We start from the raw sequence: 19778 nt of genomic DNA, 5'->3' as shown, positions 1-19778 counted from the left end.
AAATAAATTTCAAACCTGCATCCGAATGCAGATCGAGTTGCATCTAATGAGGTTCTGGCGTGCTATCGCTCTTCAAACCGCGGGCGATCATTTCACCAATAAATTCAGCAAAATCTTCCGGATCCGGGTTCGAATAAGGCAGGCGCCCTGCCGACTGCATTTTATCCCGGAACGGTTTTGTGATCCGGAAGAAAACCAGCGCTCCGATCAGGACCAGATGCACCTGGTGTGGGTCCACGGCCCGGAAAACGCCTGCCATCGTGCCGCGTTCAATGATGGCGCGGGTTACCTCGAAATTGCGGGCCAGGCTGGCGGCGGCTTCCGGCCGCATCTGCTGTTCGCCGGACAGATAGTCCTGAACCAGCATGCCTGGCAGATAGGGGGCGGCTTCGAAACCTCTTGCCAGGGCACGGGCAAAGGCTGGCAGGCGCAGGTCCGGCGGCCTTGCTTCCAGTGCCTCCACATCGACGCGCTCGAGAACCCGGCTCACGCCCTGGTCGAGGATAGCCTGATACAAACCGGTCTTGGAGCCAAAATAATAGGCCACCATGGCCTTGTTCAGCCCGGTGTCCTCGGCAATGGCGTCCAGCGATGTCGCGGCAAACCCTTTCCGGGCAAACAGGCGCGCGCCAGCCTCCATCAACGCTTCGCGGGAGGCTGCCGCATTCCGGATCTGGCGGGCTTTACGAGCCATGGTTTATTGTGCACCGGTTTTGATTGCACCGAAAGACTGGGAAACAAGCGGTGATGATCCCTCTGCCATCACTTGGCCGTGATGCTCTAGCATTTCACCTGGTCACTTCCTAACTAGACCCGAGCCAAGGAGTACAAGGGGACGTAAATGGCGAATGCGATGACCCTGTCACTGTCGCCCGAGGGCGGACTGAACCGGTATCTCACAGAGATCCGGAAATTCCCCATGCTCGAAAAGGACGAGGAATTCATGCTGGCCAAGCGCTGGCGTGAACACGAGGATACCGGCGCTGCCGAGAAACTCGTGACGTCACATCTGCGCCTCGTGGCGAAGATCGCCATGGGCTATCGCGGCTATGGCCTGCCGATTGCCGAGGTTATCTCCGAGGGCAATGTCGGCCTGATGCAGGCGGTCAAGAAGTTCGACCCGGATAAGGGTTTCCGTCTGGCCACCTATGCCATGTGGTGGATCCGCGCCTCTATTCAGGAATACATTCTGCGGTCCTGGTCTCTGGTGAAGATGGGCACCACAGCCGCCCAGAAGAAGCTTTTCTTCAATCTGCGCCGCATGAAATCCAAGATGCAGGCGCTTGATGAAGGCGATCTGCGCCCTGAACAGGTTGAGGAGATTGCCACCAAGCTGGGCGTCACGGATGACGACGTCATCTCGATGAATCGCCGCCTGTCCGGTCCGGACGCGTCACTGAACGCGCCGCTGAAAGCCTCTGAGGGTGACAGCGAATGGCAGGACTGGCTGGAAGACGAGGACGCCGGCAACCAGGAAGAGGAGCTCGCGGAATCCGACGAGTTCGATCAGCGCATGACGCTGCTCCAGAATGCCATGCAGGACCTGAACGAGCGCGAACAGCATATCATCCAGGAACGCAAGCTGACCGACGAACCCAAGACGCTGGAAGAACTGGCTGAAGTCTACGGAGTCAGCCGCGAGCGGATTCGCCAGATCGAGGTCAGGGCTTTTGAAAAACTGCAACAGGCGATGAAAAAAGCTGCCGCCGAACAGGGACTTATCCCCGAAGAGGCCTGAGCGCGGCTCGACTTGCCGGCAGGGTCAATCTAGGTCTGACTCCATTATTGGAGTGAGACAATGTATCTGCGCGTTCTGGCCTTAGCCGTCATTATCCTGTCTTCCAGCCCGGCCTTCGGACAATCCCTGTCGGACGATTATCGCCGGCTGCTTGCAGAAGCGGCTGCTACCCAGAGCGATGAGGGCTTTGCCGAGACCGTGGATCTTGTCGCCCGCGTCGCGCCCGGCGGCGCTCCCGCTGTGCTCGACGCGCTGGCCGAGCTGGCGCCTGAACGCCTGACCCTGGCTGAAAACCGGTTCATCGCGGCGGACATCGGTGTCGACCAGCTGGCCAGGCTTCCTGCGCCGGAAGTCGAGGCAGAAACTGAAACCGTTCTCGCCGAGACGGAGGTGGACGACGGGTTCGCCCTGACACGTCCCTGGGCGGGTTGGTCGGGCCGACTGTCGGCCGGTCTGCGTGTCGACTCAGGCAATTCGGATCAACAGGATTATTCCCTCGGCTTCGAAATCGAACGCGATCTGGCCGAGTGGGGTTTTGAAGCCGGGCTTGATTATGCCTATTCGGAATCCGGTGGGGCCACGTCCCGCGATCAATTATCGCTGGATGCGAGAGGCGAACGGCAGCTGGGCGAACACTGGAGCCTCTTCCTGGGTGGCGAATACGATCAGGACCAGCTGTCCAGTTATGATTTCACGGCGTTCATAAGCGCCGGCGCCGCCTACCGCCCGGACATGCCGGAAAACATGGACTGGGTGCTACGCGCCGGCCCCGGTGTGCGGTATGTCTCGCCCATGGCCGGATCGGCGGAGAGCCAGTTGGCGCTTGATCTGGGCTCGGACTATGAATGGCAGATCACCGAGACCAGCCGGTTCGCTTCGGAAACAACATTGTTGATCGCGGAATCCTCCCGCGCCGAACAGAAATTCGCCTTCATCACCGCGCTTAGCGAGGCCTGGGCGGTGGAAGCCTCCTGGCGCTATCGCCACGAGTTTGAGCCCCTGCCCGGTTTCGAGGAAGGTGATTCCCGATTCGATATCTCGATCGTCCGGGAGTTCTAGGCCCTCCGTAACAGGCCGATCGCGAGGCAGAACTGCGCAGCGACATAGGTGACCCAGACGGTCGGGCCGCGCCAGGCCGGATTCTGGCCCATGAACAGATCCATGGCGATCAGGCTGTCAGACGCCACGAACAGGATGGCGCCGGCGACTGCCAGCCAGCGGGCTTTCGAGACAGCCGCCAGGATGGCCATCAACATGATAATCACATTGTAAATGCTGGCCGGCACGGTCAGTTCGCCCATGCCCGGCAATAGCGTGACCAGCATGGCGCCACCGAAGGCGCCGAGCACACAGGCGAGCACAACGCCCAGCGGTCCGCGGAAACCGTCTGACCGGATAATCTGGAAAAACAGCCAGCCATAAAGGATGTGGGCGATTCCAAATGCCGCCATGCCCAGCGTCATCTGGGCCGGTTGCAAGGCCAGCATGGCATCGCCGATGGCCGACGCCACCAAGGCCAGTCCGAGCAGAATGGATCGCGACCGGAGGGCGTAGACTGCCAGCAGCAGAATGCCGGAGGATTTCAGCCCCACAATGGCTGGATAGCCGATCGGCAGGCCAAATCCTGTCATCAGATAACCGAAGGCGAGTACGGCAGCGGCCCCGAGCAGGACCTTGTCAGAACGGGATGTCGTCATCATTTCACCGGAGCAGGCGCAAAGGGATTGGTGATCACACCGCCCGGCTTGACGCCGTCACTTCCAGCCGGTCGACGAGTCTGACCCAGCTGTCCGGAGACGAAATCCTCATAATAGGGCACCCATTCATCCGCACGTGCGGCGATATAGAAATAGGGCCCGTTGGGATTGCGGCGGAAATTGGAATCCGTCGCGACAATGAAATACTCGTTGCCTTCGCGGACCATGAAAGGGGATCCGCTATCGCCACGTGTGGTATCGCATTCGTGCGCCATCGTATTATCCGGATAGATGGTCACCATTTGACAGGCGATATTGCCGGACAGATGATCGCCCGTGTCATGGCTGTAGCCAGCCTGGTAGATATCAGCGCGCAGAGCGGCCTGTTCGCCTTCCTCGGTCACAAGGGCGCGGATTCCCACAAATCCAAGTTCATCACCGAGCGGAGTATCGATCCGCAGTAAAGCCCAGTCAGTGCCATCGATATCGTCGGTCGTGCGATAGCGCTGATAATCCCATTGCGGTGACATGAAGTAGTCAATGATGCGGGCGGTGCGTGGCCCGCCGCGCAGATCATAACCGGTTTCGAACCGGCCACTGAAATTCACGCCATTCTGTCCGGCAATGCAGTGACCGGCGGTCACCAGAACGTCCGGACCGATCAGCGTGGCCGTACAGGCGCCGCCGCTATCCATCGTGATCTGGCCCACCACGACCCAGGGAAAGACGGACGTGTCCATGAAAACGCGGTCATCATATCCGAAATAGTGATCAAAAATGGTCAGCGGCCGTTCGCGGCCGATACAGTCAGACCGGTCGGTTCGCGGGGCACAGCTGCCGTCACCACCCTGCCCAGCCTCCTGGCAAACCCCGTCGAACGCCGTTTCACAGCTGTCACGCTGGAAACGAAGTGAAACCAGGTCACCGCAATCGGTGGCATCTGTTCCCTGAACACAGGCCCCCGTTCCCAGACCCGGCTCATCGCATTCATTGTCATTGGCCCAGCGGCAGCTGTCATCCTCGGCACCCGACAGAATGCGCCAGCAATCGGAATAGTCGGTATTGATCTGGCAGGCACCGGTCCCGTAGCGCGGATCATCACATTCATTGTCATTGGCCCAGCGGCAGCTGTCATCGCCGCGGAATTCGGCCGGCACCTGCGGACCTTGCGGGACACCGGTCATGCCGGGTTTGACCTGGATGATGCGCATCCAGCTCTCAATCTCATCCAGTGAGAGGCGTTCTTCCCGCTCCTGGGCGAACCCGGACCAGGACATCATGATGGCGGCAACAAGACTGGCTAGAATACGCATACCTTCCCCCGGCGATTCCCTGTCCCTCGCACTGGCAGCCTAGCGGCGGACCCCTGAGGGGTCCATGGCAAAGCCTCCGGCGCATCGGCGCAAACCTACCCCCTGCGTTTTTCTGAACCTGCCGTTCAACTGTCATACAGCTTCAATTCGCTAGACCCGACGAAGCGAAAGGGACGTCGCATCACGAGGCTAGAAGATGAAAAACTTTGCCAAACTGATTTCCGCTGCGGGTTTTCTCTCGCTTGCTGCTCTTGCTGCGCCGGCCGCCAATGCCGGCACCTGGCACCTGAATGCTGCGTCCTGCCCGGACCTGCGGGAAGACCGCCGCGACAGCCGGTACAATGAAGGCCGCTGGGACCGCCGCGAAGACCGGCGGGACCGGCGCGTCATCGATTGCCCGCCACGGTCCTGGAATTATGTCGCCAGCCGTTATGAGCGCCGCAATGGTGCCTATCGTGGCTCAGGCGCCCGTCGGGGCACGCCGGGTATTGTCTATACCAACCGTTATGGCGAGTTCTTCCGGATTGGACGGCATGGCCGCCAGATCCCGATTGATGTGGTCATCCACTATGGCCGTCATGGCGGATACGACAGACCGTATCGTGGCCGGGGCCGCGGACATGGTCCGCGTGGCCGCCGTCATCCGTACTAGAGCCTGATCTCCCCCTCGAGATAACAGGCAGCGCGCCCGAACAGGCTGACGCGATCGCCTGAAGGCTCTACCTCCAGCGCCCCTGGCCGTGGCCCGATCTGACGGGCTGACAGCCGGGGGCGTTCGAGTTTTCGGGACCAGTAAGGTGCGAGCGTACAGTGCGCCGAACCGGTCACCGGGTCTTCTGCCACGCCGGATGCCGGTGCGAAAAAACGCGAGACGAAATCTGCCGATTTGCCCCTGGCCGTTGCAATGACATTGGTGAAGGCGCTGGTGAGCAGCGATTCATCAGGATTGAGACCGGCGATCGTGGCTTCATCCTCGAACACCATCATCTGATAGGCAGCACCATGGACGCGGTTGACGTCGAGACACTCAACCGGATCGCCCGCGCCCAGAGCCTCGACCACGATGGGATCGGGCTCGGCCGGCGAAAAGTCCACCTTTGGCAGGTCCATGGCATAGCTTCCGTCTGACTCGCGGCTGACTTTCAGCTCGCCGGAGCGCGTCTCGAACACAGCGGTACCGCCATCGACCAGGCCCCGCTCGAACAGAAAAGCGCCCGATGCGAATGTGGCATGCCCGCACAGATCGACCTCGACCGAAGGGGTGAACCAGCGCAGCTGCCAGCGATCCGTTCCGGCCTCCACAAGAAAGGCCGTCTCGGACAGATTGTTGGACAGGGCGATACCCTGGAGAATCTCGTCGGACGGATATTTCTTCAGCAGGCAGACACCGGCCGGATTTCCGGTAAACGGCGTATCACCATCAATGAAGGCATGGATTTCGGCATAGGGAATTTTCATTATTCGGCACTCGATTTCGGGGGACAGGCAATCGCTTCTACTCAGGTTCGCAGAGATCACCAGACCGGCGTGCGGCGTCGGCCGCAGCAATCCGGCCGGCGTCCGGTGCGAGGCGGCGGACAATGGCAATACCGCGCTCACTGCCGAGATCAACATCGGCGCCATCACCATTGGTTACAGACACCGCAATATCGCCTTCGCCACTGGATTCATTCACCGCGAAAACATTGTCGGTATTGCCGGCAAACAGGGAGAGCGAGACATAATCTCCCCAGCCGGCGACATGGATCTGCACCGGCCCTTCAGACAGATCAAGCAGGCAGACCGAGTAGAGCAGGTCAGGCGACGGACGCACGACCCGGCGGCTGGTCTCGTCGGTCGGTGGCACATGGATAAAGGTGTTCAGACCGGCACCCTGCGCTTCCAGCCGCGACATCGCCGTATTCATGGCCAGCCGCGGCAGATACCAGATGGTGGCGGCATGAACGCCCGCGGCCAGCAGGATGAAAGCGAGGATATGGCGGATCATGATGCGCCCTCCCCACGGCAGCCCAGCCGGATGACATCGGGCACCGTCAAGGCCGTTTCCGGCGTTTCCAGCACGGCTTCGCTGGCATTGTAGAGCCGCAGCAGCAGGTCAAAATTCCCGGCATTGCGGCTGGAAATCCAGACCGAGCCATCTTGCGGATCCGTGTCCTGAATGGTGGCGCGCCAGCGTCCGTCCTCGCCAATGGTAGCCCGTGAGGCATCGATTGAATGCGCATCATCGCCATTCTGCGCGAGGAAATAATCGCCGGCATAGAGTGTCACCGACCACCAGCGCACATCGGGCACCTCACCCTCGATCACATAGGCGCAATCTTCCCGCAGCGGCGCACCCCCATCGTCGACAGCGCGGATGTAATAGGTGGCTTCCTCGCGGCGCAGGCCGAGCAGGCCCCGGCGGGCAACATAAGCACGGGTATAGGGATCGGCGGTTTCCGAACCGATGGCTGGATCGCTGGTCCAGTCGTTGATCTCGATCGAGCGGAACAGGCCCGGCGGGTCCAGCGGCGTCCAGCCGCCCAGCCATACGGCGGAACCGAAGCCTGTCAGGACCGCCAGAACCAGCGTGATCAGCCAGCGGATCATAGCGACCATCCCTCATCTTCCCAGGGAAAGAGCACGGGGCCATAATCGGGGAAGTCGAGATGGAGCTCGGGAGAAGCCGCATCCAGCGCCGTTGCGGCCTCCGGCGTCAGCGCGCCGGACTGGTCCAGAATGGCGTCGCGGACAAGTTCGCGCGCTTGCGAATAAAGCGCGTTGCGGTCCTCGCGCATACGGCCACGGTGATGGTCGATATCGGCCTCGACCGAATGGTAAAGTTCAACCAGCCGTGTGGCTTCCTCGTCATTTCCGGCCGCCTCGAATGCCCAGGCCAGACTGGCCTGCCATTCCTGCAATGTTGCATAGGCGCGGGTCAGGCGCGCGCCTTCCCGGGCTTCCCAGGCGGCGATTTCACTCTCCAGCCCGGCATAGGTGCGGGTATTTTCGACCACGCCGCCGCCGGGGCGGACAAAGGCCATCTGCCGGAAATAACGGACAACATCGTCATGCGGGCGCGAATAGGCCCAGTGCCAGGTGTGCATTGTGTCGGCATTGATGAGGCCCAGCTCAGGATCGACAATCAGGACGGTCGGCGTGCCATAGATGGTCCAGGCGCCATAATCCCTTGCAATATCAAGATTCCGGTCACGCCAGCCGACATCCACGAGGACCAGTTCGAAGTTTTCGAAGAGAATCTCCTGCATGTCGTCCTGCGCAAAATGATCGGAGAGCCCGATACTGTCATGGCACCAGTTTGCGCCGAAAACGAGCAGTGCCCGCGTGCCGTTCTCTTCTGCCCGGGCGATCGCCGCCTCGACCTCGGCGCGGGCATCGGCCTCGCTGGAGAAGGGCTGTGCATGACCGCCCTCGGCAAAAGCCGGCCCGGTCAGAAGAAGAATAAGCGGCAGAAGCAAAAAACGCATCGAACAGTCCTCGGCAGTGGTTCCGGCACGCTAGCGCGCGCATTGTCCGGATTGAAGCCCGGAAACCCGCCTATTTTTTTATCGGAGACGGTTTTGTCTCCTACTACTACGACTACTACAACTACTACGACTATGAGCCGTATGCCGCAGGCAAAAAGCGCGGTTTTCCGCGCATTATCGCACGGCAAGGCATCGCGCGGATAAAGCCGCATACGCGGGCCGCGGCGCATGATAGGATCATCCGGTGCCGTCCTCATGCCGGCATGAATTGGGGGGCGTTTGGCCCTCCGCGAAAGGGTTCATCCCATGGCCAAGGGCCAATCCAGGTCGAACCGCGAGGCGAAAAAGCCGAAAGCGGAAAAGAATATCAAGAAGAAACACAATGCCTCTCAGCCGTCCCAGAAAACGGGTCAGGTCGGCGGGCTGGAGCATTTGCGCAACAAGCGCTGAGCGCGCCGCGGTCAGCCGCGTCAGACGCCGAGCCGGCGGGTCTTGAGCGCGTCGTAGCGCGCCAGTGACGCCGCCGGCCATTCGGCTTGCATGTCGTAGAACACCTCGAAGGCCTTCGCGCCGTTCGGCAGATCAATGAACGGCATTTTCGACCGCGTGAAGATATGCACATCCGGCGGGCAGGCTTCCGGCGCGTCCAGCGTCATGGCACGGATGAAGACGAGGACTTCGCGGCGGCCATAATCGCTCCACACGGCTGTCTGACACTCCGGACAGCGGTAGATGTCGTGCGGCTGGCCGCTGTCGGTCGGCAGTTCCACCCGGACCGGCTTGCCCGAGACCAGCTCGACGCAGGACCGCTCGATCAGCGCATTGACGGCAAACGGCCCGCCGGTCTGCACCTGGCAATCGCGGCAATGACAGCCGTGTACGAACATCGGACTTTCGGTCAGCCTGTAGCGGATGGCACCGCAGAAGCAGCCGCCGGCATGGGCGGATTGATCGGACATGCAGCCTCCCCCGGGCTTTGTGCAAAGGGTGTAGCACCCTTGCGCGAATTCCGCTTGCGGAAATCCGCGCCCGGCCCTATCTGCCCGTCCGCCGCCGGCCGACAGGAGAGGTCCTGTCCGGGCGGTGGATGCGTGTCACCCATGTCCGATGCGGCGTATGATTGCGTTGCCTGCGGAGCGTGCTGCTTCAGCCGCAATCCGCGCTATCTCGTCCTGTTGCCGGAAGATACCGGCCGCGCCCTGCCACCGGACTCGCTGTTTCAGGCGGAAGACGGACGCACCTTCGTCGACTTTTCCTGCGGGCATTGCACGCATCTGAAACTGGAGACCGGCCAGGCGATCTGCGGTGTCTATGATCAGCGCCCGGAAGCCTGCCGCGCCTTCCGCGCGGGCAGTTTCGAATGCCTCAAAGCCATCCGTGCCAATGGCGTGATGGGGGAGAAGGTGCGGGAAGCCGCAGTCGCCTGATGGTCGTCATCCCTGCGATTCCCGCTTTCGCGGGAACGGGCTTTGGGACCCAGAGCCACGGTAAAGAGACAAATTCATGCGCGCAATCTGTGCGGAGGCGAAGCTAGCAGCTGGTTGGCGCAGCGTGTGCCGGTTTCGATGGCGCAACTGGGTCCCTGCTTTCGCGGGGATGACGAATAAAAGCCTAGTCCTTCGTTTCCAGATAAATCTCCCCGCCCTTCGCGTTAAATTCGCGGGCCTTTTCCGCCATGCCAGCTTCGGCCTCGTCGACCGAATTCGGTGCCCTGGCAGACCCGAACTCGTCCCGGATCTCCTGGGTGATCTTCATCGAGCAGAATTTCGGTCCGCACATGGAGCAGAAATGCGCCACCTTGTGGGCCTCTTTCGGCAGGGTCTGGTCGTGGAAATCGCGCGCGGTTTCCGGATCGAGCCCCAGATTGAACTGGTCTTCCCAGCGGAATTCGAAGCGCGCGCGCGACAACGCATCATCGCGCAGCTTGGCCGCCGGATGGCCCTTGGCGAGATCGGCCGCATGGGCGGCGATCTTGTAGGTCACCACGCCCACTTTCACATCATCGCGGTCGGGCAGGCCGAGATGTTCCTTCGGCGTGACATAGCAGAGCATGGCACAGCCGAACCAGCCGATCATCGCCGCGCCTATCCCCGAGGTGATGTGGTCATAGCCCGGCGCGATATCCGTGGTGAGCGGGCCGAGTGTGTAAAACGGCGCCTCGCCGCAGGTTTCCAGCTGCTTGTCCATGTTCGCCTTGATCTTGTGCATGGCGACATGGCCCGGGCCTTCGATCATCACCTGGCAGCCATGATCCCAGGCCACCCTGGTGAGCTCGCCGAGGGTCTCGAGCTCGGCAAACTGGGCGCGGTCATTGGCATCTGCCGTCGAGCCCGGGCGCAAGCCATCGCCCAGCGAGAAGGAGACATCATAGGCGCGCATGATCTCGCAGATTTCCTCGAAGCGCTCGTAAAGGAAGCTCTCCTTGTGATGGGCAAGGCACCATTTCGCCATGATGGACCCGCCGCGCGAAACGATGCCGGTGACCCGGTTAGCGGTCAGCGGCACGTAAGGCAGGCGCACGCCGGCATGGATGGTGAAGTAATCCACCCCCTGCTCGGCCTGTTCGATCAGCGTGTCGGCGAAAATGTCGAAGGTGAGATCCTCGGCAATGCCGCCGACTTTCTCCAGCGCCTGATAGATGGGCACGGTACCGATGGGCACGGGGCTGTTGCGCAGGATCCATTCGCGCGTGTTGTGGATGTTCTTGCCGGTGGAAAGGTCCATCACCGTGTCACCGCCCCAGCGGATGGCCCAGACCATTTTCTCCACCTCTTCCTCGACCGAGGAAGCGACGGCGGAATTGCCGATATTGGCATTGATCTTCACCAGGAAATTGCGGCCGATCACCATCGGCTCCAGCTCCGGGTGATTGATATTGGCCGGGATGATGGCCCGGCCACGGGCGATCTCGTCGCGCACGAATTCCGGCGTGACATGCTCGGGGATGGCGGCGCCAAAGCTCTCGCCATCGGCGATGTTGGCGGCGGCCTGTTCCAGGGCCTGCCGGCGGCCCAGATTCTCGCGCTCGGCGGCGTAGATCATCTCGTCCGTGATGATGCCGGCGCGGGCGAATTCGAACTGGGTAACGGGACCCGTCCCATTGCCGCGCAGCGGGCGATGGCGCACGGGAAACTCCCGCGCCAGGTATTTGCCCGTCGCGCCGCCATTATCCAGCGGGGTGGGTTCGCGGCCCTCATAGCTTTCCACGCCGCCGCGCTGTTCGATCAGCGCGGTGCGCCAGCGCGGCAGACCGGTCTCGACATTGATCACAGCATCCGGATCGGAATAGGGGCCGGACGTGTCATAGACGCGCACGGGCGGCTCGTTGGCGGTCGGGTGCAGATCGATCTCGCGATGCGGCACTTTCAGGTGCAGCGCCGTTGCCGGCGAGGTGTAGACCCGGCGCGACCCCGGCAGCGGGCCGGTGGTCACCTGGGGGGTCTCGAACGCGTTCTGGCTGGTGGGCTTGTTCATTCGCTGTCTTTCTCTGGCAGGAAGCCAAGGTCTCTTTGCGTCTTCTTCGGCAGGCCGGACCCGACGATCTTGTAGCTCTGGGTGATATAGGCCTGCAGGTCGATATCGTTGAGGGTTTCATCTGTCAGTTGCTGGATCCAGGGCGCGCCGCGCGAAGCGAGATAGGGCGCCGGGCGGCAGCCGGGCTGTTCGCGCAAGATCTCGAACGACATTTCCGTGGTCTTGAAGGAGATGCAGAATGCGTCCAGCTTTTCTTCCCGATCGCCGAGCGCGAACATCTTGCCGCCGATCTTCCAGACCGAAACCGCGCCCCATTGCACCACATGCGTGGTGTGAGGCAGGCCGCCGCAAAATTCGTCGAAGTCTTCCCGCGTCATCGCGCCTCTTCCATCCCGCCGCCGGCATGACCCGGATCCGGTTGTTAAGGGTAAGATCTCAGCCCTGCGCCTCGTGCTCAGGACACCCCCTGGATGAACGCACACTTACATTCCCGCGGCGCCCGTGCAAGCCGTGCGGGCGGTCGTGGAAACGGCCCCGAACTAGCGTGCCCCGCCGTGCGGGCGCACTCGTTTTACAGGCTACTGTCACGCGCTGATTGCTGTTCCCGGGCACATCGCCCAGTTTCACGGGATCAGGTTTCAGGAATAGCTGATATGGATTTCGAGGATTTCCGCGCCCATGCGCACCGTTTTTCCGACTGGATGACGGATTATCTGGAAACAGTGGAGGACCGCCCTGTCCGCTCGCAATCGCGTCCCGGCGATCTGCTGGCGCAATTGCCGGCCTCGCCGCCGGATGCCGGTGAAGACATGTCCGCAATCTTCAACGATTTCGAACAGAAAGTGATGCCCGGCATCACCCATTGGCAGCACCCGAATTTCTTTGCCTATTTCAATGGTAATTCGAGCCCGCCCTCGGTACTGGCGGAGATGCTGACAGCGACACTGGCCGCCCAGTGCATGCTCTGGGAAACCTCTCCGGCGGCCAATGAGCTGGAAACCCGGATGATGGAATGGTTGCGCGAGATGAGTGGCCTGCCGGAAAACTGGGCCGGCACGATCCAGGATTCCGCCTCGACGGCCAATCTGTGTGCGCTGATCGCCGGGCTCGAACGCGCCACAGAGGGCCGCGTTGCGCGCAAGGGGCTGGCGGGAGAAACCACGCCCATTGTCTATGCCTCATCGGAAGCGCATTCCTCGGTCGAAAAAGCGGCGCGGATCGCCGGGATCGGCTCGGACAATGTCCGCAAGATGCCGACCGATGGCGCGTTTGCGATGGATGTGACGGCGCTGGAGGCTGCCATACGCGAAGACCGGGAGGCCGGGCGCATGCCCGCCTGTGTCATCGCCTGCCTTGGCGCGACCGGGCTGGGCTCGGTCGATCCGATCCGGGCGATCGGCGAGGTCTGCCGGCGCGAGAACATCTTCTTTCACATCGATGCAGCCTGGGCCGGGTCGGCCATGATCCTGCCGGAAGAACGTCACTGGATGGACGGTATCGAACTGGCCGATTCCTATGTCTTCAACCCGCACAAATGGCTGTTCACGAATTTCGACTGTTCGGCCTTTTTCATGCGCGATCCGTCAGAGCTGATCAGCGCGCTGGCGATCTCGCCGGCCTATCTGCAATCGCCGGATGGCGAACAGATGCCGGAATACCGGGACTGGACGGTTTCGCTGGGCCGGCGCTTCAGAGCGCTGAAGCTGTGGTTCGTGATCCGCAGCTATGGCGCGGACAGGCTGCGCGGTATGGTCCGCGCTCATATCGACATGGCCAAATGGCTGGAAACGGAGATTTCAGCCACACCGGATTTCGAGATCATGGCGCCGCGGCGCTTCGGGCTGAATGTGTTCCGCTATAATCCCGGCGGGCTGGATGACGCCGCGCTGGACGCGCTCAACACGCGCCTGGTGCAGGCGATGAATGATAGCGGCCGGCTCTACCTGACAAAGACATTGCTCGATGGCCGCGTGGTGATCCGCTTCGTGATCGGCCAGACCTACACACAGCAACACCATGTCGAGTCCGGCTGGGCCGCGATCCGGGAGATAGCTGCGGAACTCGCCTAGACCGTCTGGCGCGGAAGCGGCCGCTCCCCGCCCGGCTCGATCGCATCGATGCTGTCGCGCAAATGGATCAGCCGCAGCAGGTCCGGCAGGTTATAGCGCAGCGGCGTGCAATGGCCGGGACCATCCGTTGGGCGCTTGTCCGCTTCCCACGGGCACCCGCCGCGGCACAGGGGCTGGACCGTGCAATCGGCACATTCGGCGTGGGTGAAAGGGTCATACGCCTTCCAGAAGCGCTCGCGCTCCTCCTTCACGCCGTTGCGCACCAGCCCGCCCCGATCGTCGATCCGGGCATAGGCTTCCCCTTCGGGCAACGCGGTCTCATTCCAGCAGCGGAAGACCAGCCCGCCCGGTGATATCACCGCTCCGCCAGGCGCATCGCCCACGCACAGACTGCCGGCCTGCGGGCGCGGCAGGTCGAGCCCGGGCCGCAATCCCTTGCGGATCATCAGATTGAAAAGCCGGATCTCGGCGGCAGCGAATTCCTCGCGCGTCAGCATGGTGCTGGCGAGATCGCCGCATTCATCCGTGTAATCGACAACATGACCGAAATACGGGCTGACCCAATCCGCAATTCCTTCCCCGATGATAAGATCGATCAGCTCGGGGATCCGGTCGACATTCTGCCGGTCGAGATTGATGCGCAGGCTGATCGCCATCCGGCCAGCAATGGCTTTGAGATTCCGCATGATCTTTTCGAAACTGGGTTTACCAGCACTGGTAAAACGGCGGGCATCATGGATGTCCGCCGGGCCGTCGATTGTGACCTGTGCCCCGGTGAAGCCGGGCCGCGAAGCAAAATAGGCAATCCGCTCCTCTGTCAAAAGCGAGCCGTTGGTGATCATGAACTGGGTGTAGGTTGATCCGCGCCCGTCAGCGATGGCCTGCAAGGCCGTGTCCAGCGCCTTCAACTGCCGGAAGGCCGCCAGCGGCTCCCCGCCGAACCAGGTCACACTGAGCGGGGCGCCGGCATCGAGATTTTCCCGGACATAAGCGGTGACGGCCTGAAAATCCTCATCCGAGAAATGCCGTTTGGGGTGTTCTTCAAAGCAATAGGAGCAGGCAAAATTGCAGCTGACGGTCGGGGCAATGGTGAGGTTCAGCCCGGTTTCAGCCGCCCGGCCCTCGAAATAGGCTGATCGCACATCCGCCCGTTCATCCCGTGACGCCGGTACCAGAAACCCGGCCCCGGTGAGCTTGCTGACCTCCTCGGCCGGTGCCGAACCCGGATCCGCCATCAGTGCGGCGATATCTTCGAATTCTTCCACGCTGACGGCCGCAAAAGCGCCACTGGCGGCATTGTACATCAGCACGATGCTGTCGAAGGCCGACGGAACAAAGCAATTGAATTGCGAAGCTACCAGCTGATCACCGCCAACCCGGGAGGCCTGTCCGTCAGGCATGGCCGCCGCGATCCCGCCTACTCGACCTGTATGACATTGAGTTCGATATAGCGGTTATCCATTTCCCGATGCATCTGCTGCATGACCTGCCATTGCCGACGGCTGGAACGCGGAATTTCGCTCAGATTCCCGTTGGTTATGCTGACATTCGAAGAACAGGTATTGGTGCCGCAGGTTTGTGAACCGCAATTATTCGTGCCGCAGGTATGGCTGCCACATGTATGCCCTCCGCAGGTATTGTTGCCGCAATTGAACAGCCGCGGATCACCGTTGACGCCGAAGGCCAGATCAATGCGGACCATCCCCGAGAAATTGGAATCAAGACCGGCCACCATTTCGCGGACCAGGGAAACCGTGCCTTCCACTTCACTGTCCGGGATCAGGCTGTCATTCCGCAACAGCGATTCTGCCTCTATGCTGAGGCCCGTCATGCCCTGCCGGAGCCCCACCATTCCGAGATTGCGATTCTGCGAGACAGTGCCGCGAACCGGTGTCACCACACGGTCGCGAATGGTTGGCCGCGGCATGCGCTGAATATCCTGGGCAGCCGCTTTTGCACCGACTCCTGCCAGCCCCATGGCGGCAGCCGATTTCAGGAACAAGCGGCGGTTCTTCTTGCCATTGTCGCTCATGGGCAATCTCCCCTGTTGGCGATCAGCCTAGCAGGGAAGCCGGTTCTTGACCATGGAATAGAAAGGCTTCAGCCCCGGAACGGGTCGGTGACGAGGATGACATCCTCGCGTTCCGGGCTGGTCGACAGCATCGCCACGGGCACACCGATCAGCTCCTCGACGCGGCGGACATATTTCACCGCGGCGGCCGGCAACTGACCCCATTCGCGGGCGCCGAAGGTGGAATCGGACCAGCCTTCGATTGTCTCATAGACCGGTTTTGCCTTTGCCTGCAGCGCGCGTTCCGGCGGCAGGCGGTCATAGCGCTCGCCGTCAATCTCGTAGGCGACACATATTTTCAGCTCGTCGAAACCGTCCAGCACATCCAGCTTGGTGAGCACCACACCGTCGATACCTCCCAGCGTCACCGCCTGACGGACCAGAACCGCATCAAACCAGCCGCAACGGCGCTGGCGTCCGGTGACCACACCGAATTCATGTCCGCGCTCGCCAAGTTTTCTGCCAATCTCGTCTTTCAGCTCGGTCGGGAACGGGCCTTCGCCGACACGCGTGGTGTAGGCCTTGACGATCCCGAGACCGTATCCGGCGCTTTTCGGGCCAACGCCCGTACCTGCGGCTGCCTGGCCCGCCACCGTGTTGGACGAGGTGACATAAGGATAGGTGCCGTGATCAACATCCAGCATGGCACCCTGCGCCCCTTCGAACAGGACTTTCTGGTCGGCGCGGATGGCCTCATCCAGAACCCGCCAGACCGGCGCCATATAGGGCAGGATAACCGGCGCAATCTCTTTCAGCTCGCGGACCAGATCTGCGGCGCTGGCTTCCGGCTGGCCGAGGCCGCGGCGGATGGAATTATGGTGATGGAGCAGGTCTTTAACCTTGGCTTCCAGCCCGTCCGGATCCGCCAGGTCACAGACCCGGATCGACCGCCGGCCGACCTTGTCTTCATAGGCCGGGCCAATGCCGCGGCGGGTGGTGCCGATGGCCATGCCGTCATCGCGGTTCTCGCGCAGGGCGTCGAGTTCGCGGTGGACCGGCAGGATCAGGCTGGCAGTTTCGGAGACCTTGACCAGATCGGGGGTGAGTTCGACACCCTGGTCTTCCAGGCGTTTCTTCTCGTCGCGGAAGGCCCAGGGATCCACGACAACGCCATTGCCGATGACCGAGAGCTTTCCGCGCACCACGCCCGACGGGAAAAGCGAGAGCTTGTAAGTGGTATTGCCAACCACCAGCGTGTGACCGGCATTATGTCCGCCCTGGAAACGCGCCACCACGTCTGCGCGGTGCGAAAGCCAGTCGACAATCTTGCCCTTGCCTTCATCACCCCATTGCGCGCCGATCACGGTCACATTGGCCATTCTTCAAGTCTCCACACGGATTGTAGGGGCTCACAGGAATGTGAGACGCCAAGCGCGGTCTATCAGCCTAGTCTGGGTTCGGAAAGTGTTCATCGCGGAAGAGGGACCACGCATGAAACAGCTCGTTGCCGCCAGCCTGCTTGTGGCCGGTTTGACCGGTCTGCCGGCGGCTGCGCAGGACGCCTCATCCCCACCATCATGTGAGACCATGGATCATCGTTCCGATTTTGATTTCTGGATTGGCGAATGGAATGTCTATGCGCCGAACGGCCAGCTTGCCGGCCACAATTCGATTCGCCTGTCACAGGGTGACTGCCTGATCGAGGAGCACTGGTCAGGTGCCGGCGGCACGTCCGGCTTCTCGATGAATTTCTACGACCCGCTGATCGGTCAATGGCGGCAGGTGTGGATGAGTTCGGGGGCCTATATCGATTATACCGGCGGACTGAACGAGGACGGTGCGATGTTCCTCGAAGGCGAAATCTACTACCACCAGAATGGTACGCGCTTCCCGTTCCGCGGGCTCTGGACACCGAATGACGACGGTAGCGTGACCCAGCATTTCACCCAGTACGATCCGGAACATGACCGCTGGAATGACTGGTTTACCGGCCGCTATGTGCGCCAGGAAAACGATCCGAACACGCCTTCCGGGGAGTAGGACTCCCGGTCCCTTTGTCTGTCCTCCCGGAAAGCGTTGCGCCGCCGATCCACCCCCGGATCGGCGGCGCTCTTCATTTCAGGACGACAAGACTGATGCCGGCCTAGTAACGCCCGCCACCCCAGCGATAGCCGAAGCGGATACCGGCATTGTCCAGCGCCTGGTTGCGGCCGGAGCCGAGAATCTGGCCGTGCGAGATATGCTCGTAATAGGCCGCCACGGTGACATTCTCGGAAACTTCCAGGTTCAACGCGAAGGTGGTGTGGAAGAGAATGTGTTCGCCCATCAGCGAGCGCGTCGTCGCCAACCGGATTCGATTGGGATCATTCGGCGGCGCATTGCGGTCGATATCTCGCACACCATCATTGTAGGACAGGCCAAAGGCCGGCTGGAAGGAGATGTTCTCCGAAAGCGGGAAGTCCCATTCGAGGCCCGCACCGCCGAAATTCGTCAGGCTGTTGGTGTTGAACGATCCATAGAGATAGGGGCGTGGCGTCCAGATCAGGCTGAAGGCCTCGATCTCCGGACCGACCAGACCCACGGTGATGTTGGGACCGTCCTCGACATGGTCGGACAGGTCATGCGCGGTGACGCCAAGCCGGAATTCCCAGTCATGATCGTCGGCCAGTACCGGCCCTGACAGCAAGACAGCGGCAGCAACCGCAAGCACACTCGATTTCATGATGCATCCCCTCAATCGCGCTGAAACGAAGCGTATGTCGCAAAGCCTACTGTGCGCCGGTCGTCAGCGCAAAGCCTAGAATTCCGATTTCGCACTCTGATAGGCCCAGTCGAGCCACGGGCCCAGCGCGGCAATGTCGTCGGCCTCCATGGTCGGCCCGCACCAGATCCGCAGACCGGCCGGCGCAGACGGGTGTGGATTGACGTCCAGCGCGGCATTCTCGCGCTCGAGAAGGGCGCACATCTTGCGCGTCAGCTGCCATTGCCGGTCCTGATCGAGTCCGGCGATTTCCGGCTCGACGAATTTCAGCGTCACCGAGACCGGCGAGCGCCTGGCCGCGTCCGTGCACAGGAAATCGATCCAGCCGGTCTTGCCGACCCATTCCGACAGCGCCGCGAAATTGCGGTCGACACGCGCCAGAAGCGCCGGCAGTCCGCCCTCCTTCGCTGCCCATTTCAGCGACAGCAGATAATCCTCGAAGCACAGAAGCGAGGGCGTGTTCAGCGTCTTGCCGGAGAAGATTTCCTCGATGACGCCCGTGCCGTCGGCATTGTGCAGCTGGAGAATGCGCGGCACCGGCCAGGACGGTGTGTGTTCGGCCAGGCGCTGGATGGCGCGCGGGCCGAGCACGATCATGCCGTGCTGGGCCTCGCCGCCCAGCGATTTCTGCCAGGAATAGGTCAGGACATCGATCTTTGACCAGTCGAGTTCCATGGCAAAGGCTGCCGAGGTGGCGTCAACAATGGTCAGGCCTTCGCGTTGGTCGCTGATCCAGTCGGTATCCGGAATACGCGCGCCCGCCGCCGTGGCATTCCAGGTGAAAACCAGATCGCGATCCGGTTTCGCCTGGCTGAAGTCGGGCGTCTCGCCGCCGCTGGCGATGAAGGTGCGCAGATCCTCCAGCTTCAGCTGGCCTTCCGCATCCTTGGCCCAGCGGCCGCCAAAGGCGTCCCAGGCAAACACATCCACGCCGCGCGGCCCGAGCAGCGACCACATTGCGGCTTCCATCGCGCCGGTATCCGATCCGGGCACCATGGCGATTTTATAATCCGCCGGGCATTCCAGCAGGGCGGCTGTGCGTTCATAGGCCTCGACCATGCGCTGGACCGCGGCCGGTGTGCGGTGGCTTCGGCCAACGAGGGCGGTGGCCAGCTTTTCCGGCGACCAGCCGGGATGTTTCTTGGTCGGACCGCAGGAAAAGCGCGGATCAGCGGGACGAAGGTGTGGCTTGGCGATCTCGGTCATGGACAGGCTCCGGCGCGTTTGTTCCGGACTAGCCCCGCCCGT

The 19778-nt window shown here is 61.7% G+C and carries 22 protein-coding genes; 7 read left to right on the top strand and 15 right to left on the bottom strand.

Features of this window, described 5'->3' with window-relative positions; genetic code table 11:
- Positions 1 to 43 precede the first annotated feature (43 nt).
- Positions 44 to 694: a TetR/AcrR family transcriptional regulator gene (locus V0U79_RS06325; RefSeq protein ID WP_330198635.1), complete on the bottom strand. Its 651-nt coding sequence runs from the start codon at positions 692 to 694 to the stop codon at positions 44 to 46.
- 147 nt (positions 695 to 841) lie between these two features.
- On the opposite strand from V0U79_RS06325, the gene rpoH reads away from it, so the two are divergent.
- Together rpoH and V0U79_RS06315 are read left to right on the top strand one after the other, a co-directional pair.
- A complete protein-coding gene (gene rpoH, locus V0U79_RS06320) occupies positions 842 to 1738 on the top strand; it encodes an RNA polymerase sigma factor RpoH (protein ID WP_330198634.1) in 897 nt (298 codons plus the stop codon).
- Positions 1739 to 1798: 60 nt separating this feature from the next.
- A complete protein-coding gene (locus V0U79_RS06315; protein WP_330198633.1) occupies positions 1799 to 2797 on the top strand; it encodes a DUF481 domain-containing protein in 999 nt (332 codons plus the stop codon).
- Here the strand turns inward: V0U79_RS06315 and V0U79_RS06310 are convergent.
- Entirely contained in the window at positions 2794 to 3435 is a 642-nt protein-coding gene (locus V0U79_RS06310) for a lysoplasmalogenase (protein ID WP_330198632.1), read from the bottom strand. The two genes, V0U79_RS06315 and V0U79_RS06310, sit on opposite strands and share 4 nt — an antisense overlap.
- Positions 3435 to 4748 (bottom strand): trypsin-like serine peptidase, encoded by a 1314-nt coding sequence (locus tag V0U79_RS06305; protein WP_330198631.1) that lies wholly within the window; start codon positions 4746 to 4748, stop codon positions 3435 to 3437. The genes V0U79_RS06310 and V0U79_RS06305 overlap by 1 nt, the downstream gene beginning before the upstream one ends.
- A 196-nt stretch (positions 4749 to 4944) precedes the next feature.
- On the opposite strand from V0U79_RS06305, the gene V0U79_RS06300 reads away from it, so the two are divergent.
- The gene (locus V0U79_RS06300; protein WP_330198630.1) at positions 4945 to 5400 is read left to right on the top strand and encodes a hypothetical protein; all 456 of its coding nucleotides are present in this window, start codon (positions 4945 to 4947) and stop codon (positions 5398 to 5400) included.
- On the opposite strand, the gene V0U79_RS06295 is transcribed toward V0U79_RS06300, so the two are convergent.
- From V0U79_RS06295 to V0U79_RS06280, 4 genes are read right to left on the bottom strand one after another with little or no spacing between them, the layout of a single operon-like run.
- Positions 5397 to 6206 carry a PhzF family phenazine biosynthesis protein gene (locus V0U79_RS06295; protein WP_330198629.1) on the bottom strand — a complete coding sequence of 270 codons (810 nt, stop codon included), beginning with the start codon at positions 6204 to 6206 and terminating at the stop codon, positions 5397 to 5399. The genes V0U79_RS06300 and V0U79_RS06295 overlap by 4 nt on opposite strands.
- A gap of 37 nt (positions 6207 to 6243) precedes the next feature.
- Positions 6244 to 6735 carry a DUF1254 domain-containing protein gene (locus tag V0U79_RS06290; RefSeq protein ID WP_330198628.1) on the bottom strand — a complete coding sequence of 164 codons (492 nt, stop codon included), beginning with the start codon at positions 6733 to 6735 and terminating at the stop codon, positions 6244 to 6246.
- Positions 6732 to 7337: a DUF1214 domain-containing protein gene (locus V0U79_RS06285; protein ID WP_330198627.1), complete on the bottom strand. Its 606-nt coding sequence runs from the start codon at positions 7335 to 7337 to the stop codon at positions 6732 to 6734. Before V0U79_RS06285 ends, V0U79_RS06290 begins: the two co-directional genes overlap by 4 nt.
- Positions 7334 to 8215 (bottom strand): thioredoxin family protein, encoded by an 882-nt coding sequence (locus V0U79_RS06280; RefSeq protein WP_330198626.1) that lies wholly within the window; start codon positions 8213 to 8215, stop codon positions 7334 to 7336. The genes V0U79_RS06285 and V0U79_RS06280 overlap by 4 nt, the downstream gene beginning before the upstream one ends.
- A 306-nt stretch (positions 8216 to 8521) precedes the next feature.
- On the opposite strand from V0U79_RS06280, the gene V0U79_RS06275 reads away from it, so the two are divergent.
- Entirely contained in the window at positions 8522 to 8665 is a 144-nt protein-coding gene (locus tag V0U79_RS06275; RefSeq protein ID WP_330198625.1) for a hypothetical protein, read from the top strand.
- Between the two features lie 20 nt (positions 8666 to 8685).
- Here the strand turns inward: V0U79_RS06275 and V0U79_RS06270 are convergent, their stop codons facing one another.
- Positions 8686 to 9174: a GFA family protein gene (locus V0U79_RS06270; RefSeq protein WP_330198624.1), complete on the bottom strand. Its 489-nt coding sequence runs from the start codon at positions 9172 to 9174 to the stop codon at positions 8686 to 8688.
- A gap of 141 nt (positions 9175 to 9315) precedes the next feature.
- Here V0U79_RS06270 and V0U79_RS06265 point away from each other — a divergent pair, with 141 nt between their 5' ends.
- The gene (locus V0U79_RS06265) at positions 9316 to 9642 is read left to right on the top strand and encodes a YkgJ family cysteine cluster protein (protein WP_330198623.1); all 327 of its coding nucleotides are present in this window, start codon (positions 9316 to 9318) and stop codon (positions 9640 to 9642) included.
- Positions 9643 to 9826: 184 nt separating this feature from the next.
- On the opposite strand, the gene thiC is transcribed toward V0U79_RS06265, so the two are convergent.
- Both thiC and V0U79_RS06255 read right to left on the bottom strand, forming a co-directional pair.
- Positions 9827 to 11689 carry a phosphomethylpyrimidine synthase ThiC gene (gene thiC, locus V0U79_RS06260; RefSeq protein WP_330198622.1) on the bottom strand — a complete coding sequence of 621 codons (1863 nt, stop codon included), beginning with the start codon at positions 11687 to 11689 and terminating at the stop codon, positions 9827 to 9829.
- Complete coding sequence (locus V0U79_RS06255) at positions 11686 to 12066, bottom strand: MmcQ/YjbR family DNA-binding protein (RefSeq protein ID WP_330198621.1); 381 nt, start codon at positions 12064 to 12066, stop codon at positions 11686 to 11688. The genes thiC and V0U79_RS06255 overlap by 4 nt, the downstream gene beginning before the upstream one ends.
- 276 nt (positions 12067 to 12342) lie before the next feature.
- Between V0U79_RS06255 and V0U79_RS06250 the strand changes: the two genes are divergently transcribed.
- Entirely contained in the window at positions 12343 to 13758 is a 1416-nt protein-coding gene (locus V0U79_RS06250) for a pyridoxal phosphate-dependent decarboxylase family protein (RefSeq protein WP_330198620.1), read from the top strand.
- Here the strand turns inward: V0U79_RS06250 and V0U79_RS06245 are convergent.
- The 3 genes from V0U79_RS06245 to V0U79_RS06235 form a co-directional block, all read right to left on the bottom strand.
- A complete protein-coding gene (locus V0U79_RS06245; protein ID WP_330198619.1) occupies positions 13755 to 15158 on the bottom strand; it encodes a radical SAM/SPASM domain-containing protein in 1404 nt (467 codons plus the stop codon). The two genes, V0U79_RS06250 and V0U79_RS06245, sit on opposite strands and share 4 nt — an antisense overlap.
- Before the next feature lie 17 nt (positions 15159 to 15175).
- Entirely contained in the window at positions 15176 to 15790 is a 615-nt protein-coding gene (locus tag V0U79_RS06240; RefSeq protein WP_330198618.1) for a hypothetical protein, read from the bottom strand.
- Positions 15791 to 15858: 68 nt separating this feature from the next.
- Positions 15859 to 17148, bottom strand: a complete 1290-nt coding sequence (locus V0U79_RS06235; protein WP_330198617.1) for an adenylosuccinate synthase — start codon at positions 17146 to 17148, stop codon at positions 15859 to 15861.
- 112 nt (positions 17149 to 17260) lie between these two features.
- Between V0U79_RS06235 and V0U79_RS06230 the strand changes: the two genes are divergently transcribed.
- Positions 17261 to 17809 (top strand): hypothetical protein, encoded by a 549-nt coding sequence (locus tag V0U79_RS06230; RefSeq protein WP_330198616.1) that lies wholly within the window; start codon positions 17261 to 17263, stop codon positions 17807 to 17809.
- Positions 17810 to 17912: 103 nt separating this feature from the next.
- Here V0U79_RS06230 and V0U79_RS06225 read toward each other — a convergent pair whose 3' ends face one another.
- Positions 17913 to 18491: a hypothetical protein gene (locus V0U79_RS06225; RefSeq protein WP_330198615.1), complete on the bottom strand. Its 579-nt coding sequence runs from the start codon at positions 18489 to 18491 to the stop codon at positions 17913 to 17915.
- A gap of 75 nt (positions 18492 to 18566) precedes the next feature.
- Positions 18567 to 19736 carry a phosphoserine transaminase gene (locus tag V0U79_RS06220; RefSeq protein ID WP_330198614.1) on the bottom strand — a complete coding sequence of 390 codons (1170 nt, stop codon included), beginning with the start codon at positions 19734 to 19736 and terminating at the stop codon, positions 18567 to 18569.
- Between the last annotated feature and the right edge of the window lie 42 nt (positions 19737 to 19778).

The sequence above is a fragment of the Hyphobacterium lacteum genome (assembly GCF_036330345.1).
Classification (GTDB): Bacteria; Pseudomonadota; Alphaproteobacteria; order Caulobacterales; family Maricaulaceae; genus Hyphobacterium; species Hyphobacterium lacteum.
The sequence above is the reverse complement of the archived record's forward strand: the minus strand, read 5'-3'. Positions and strand labels throughout refer to the sequence as shown.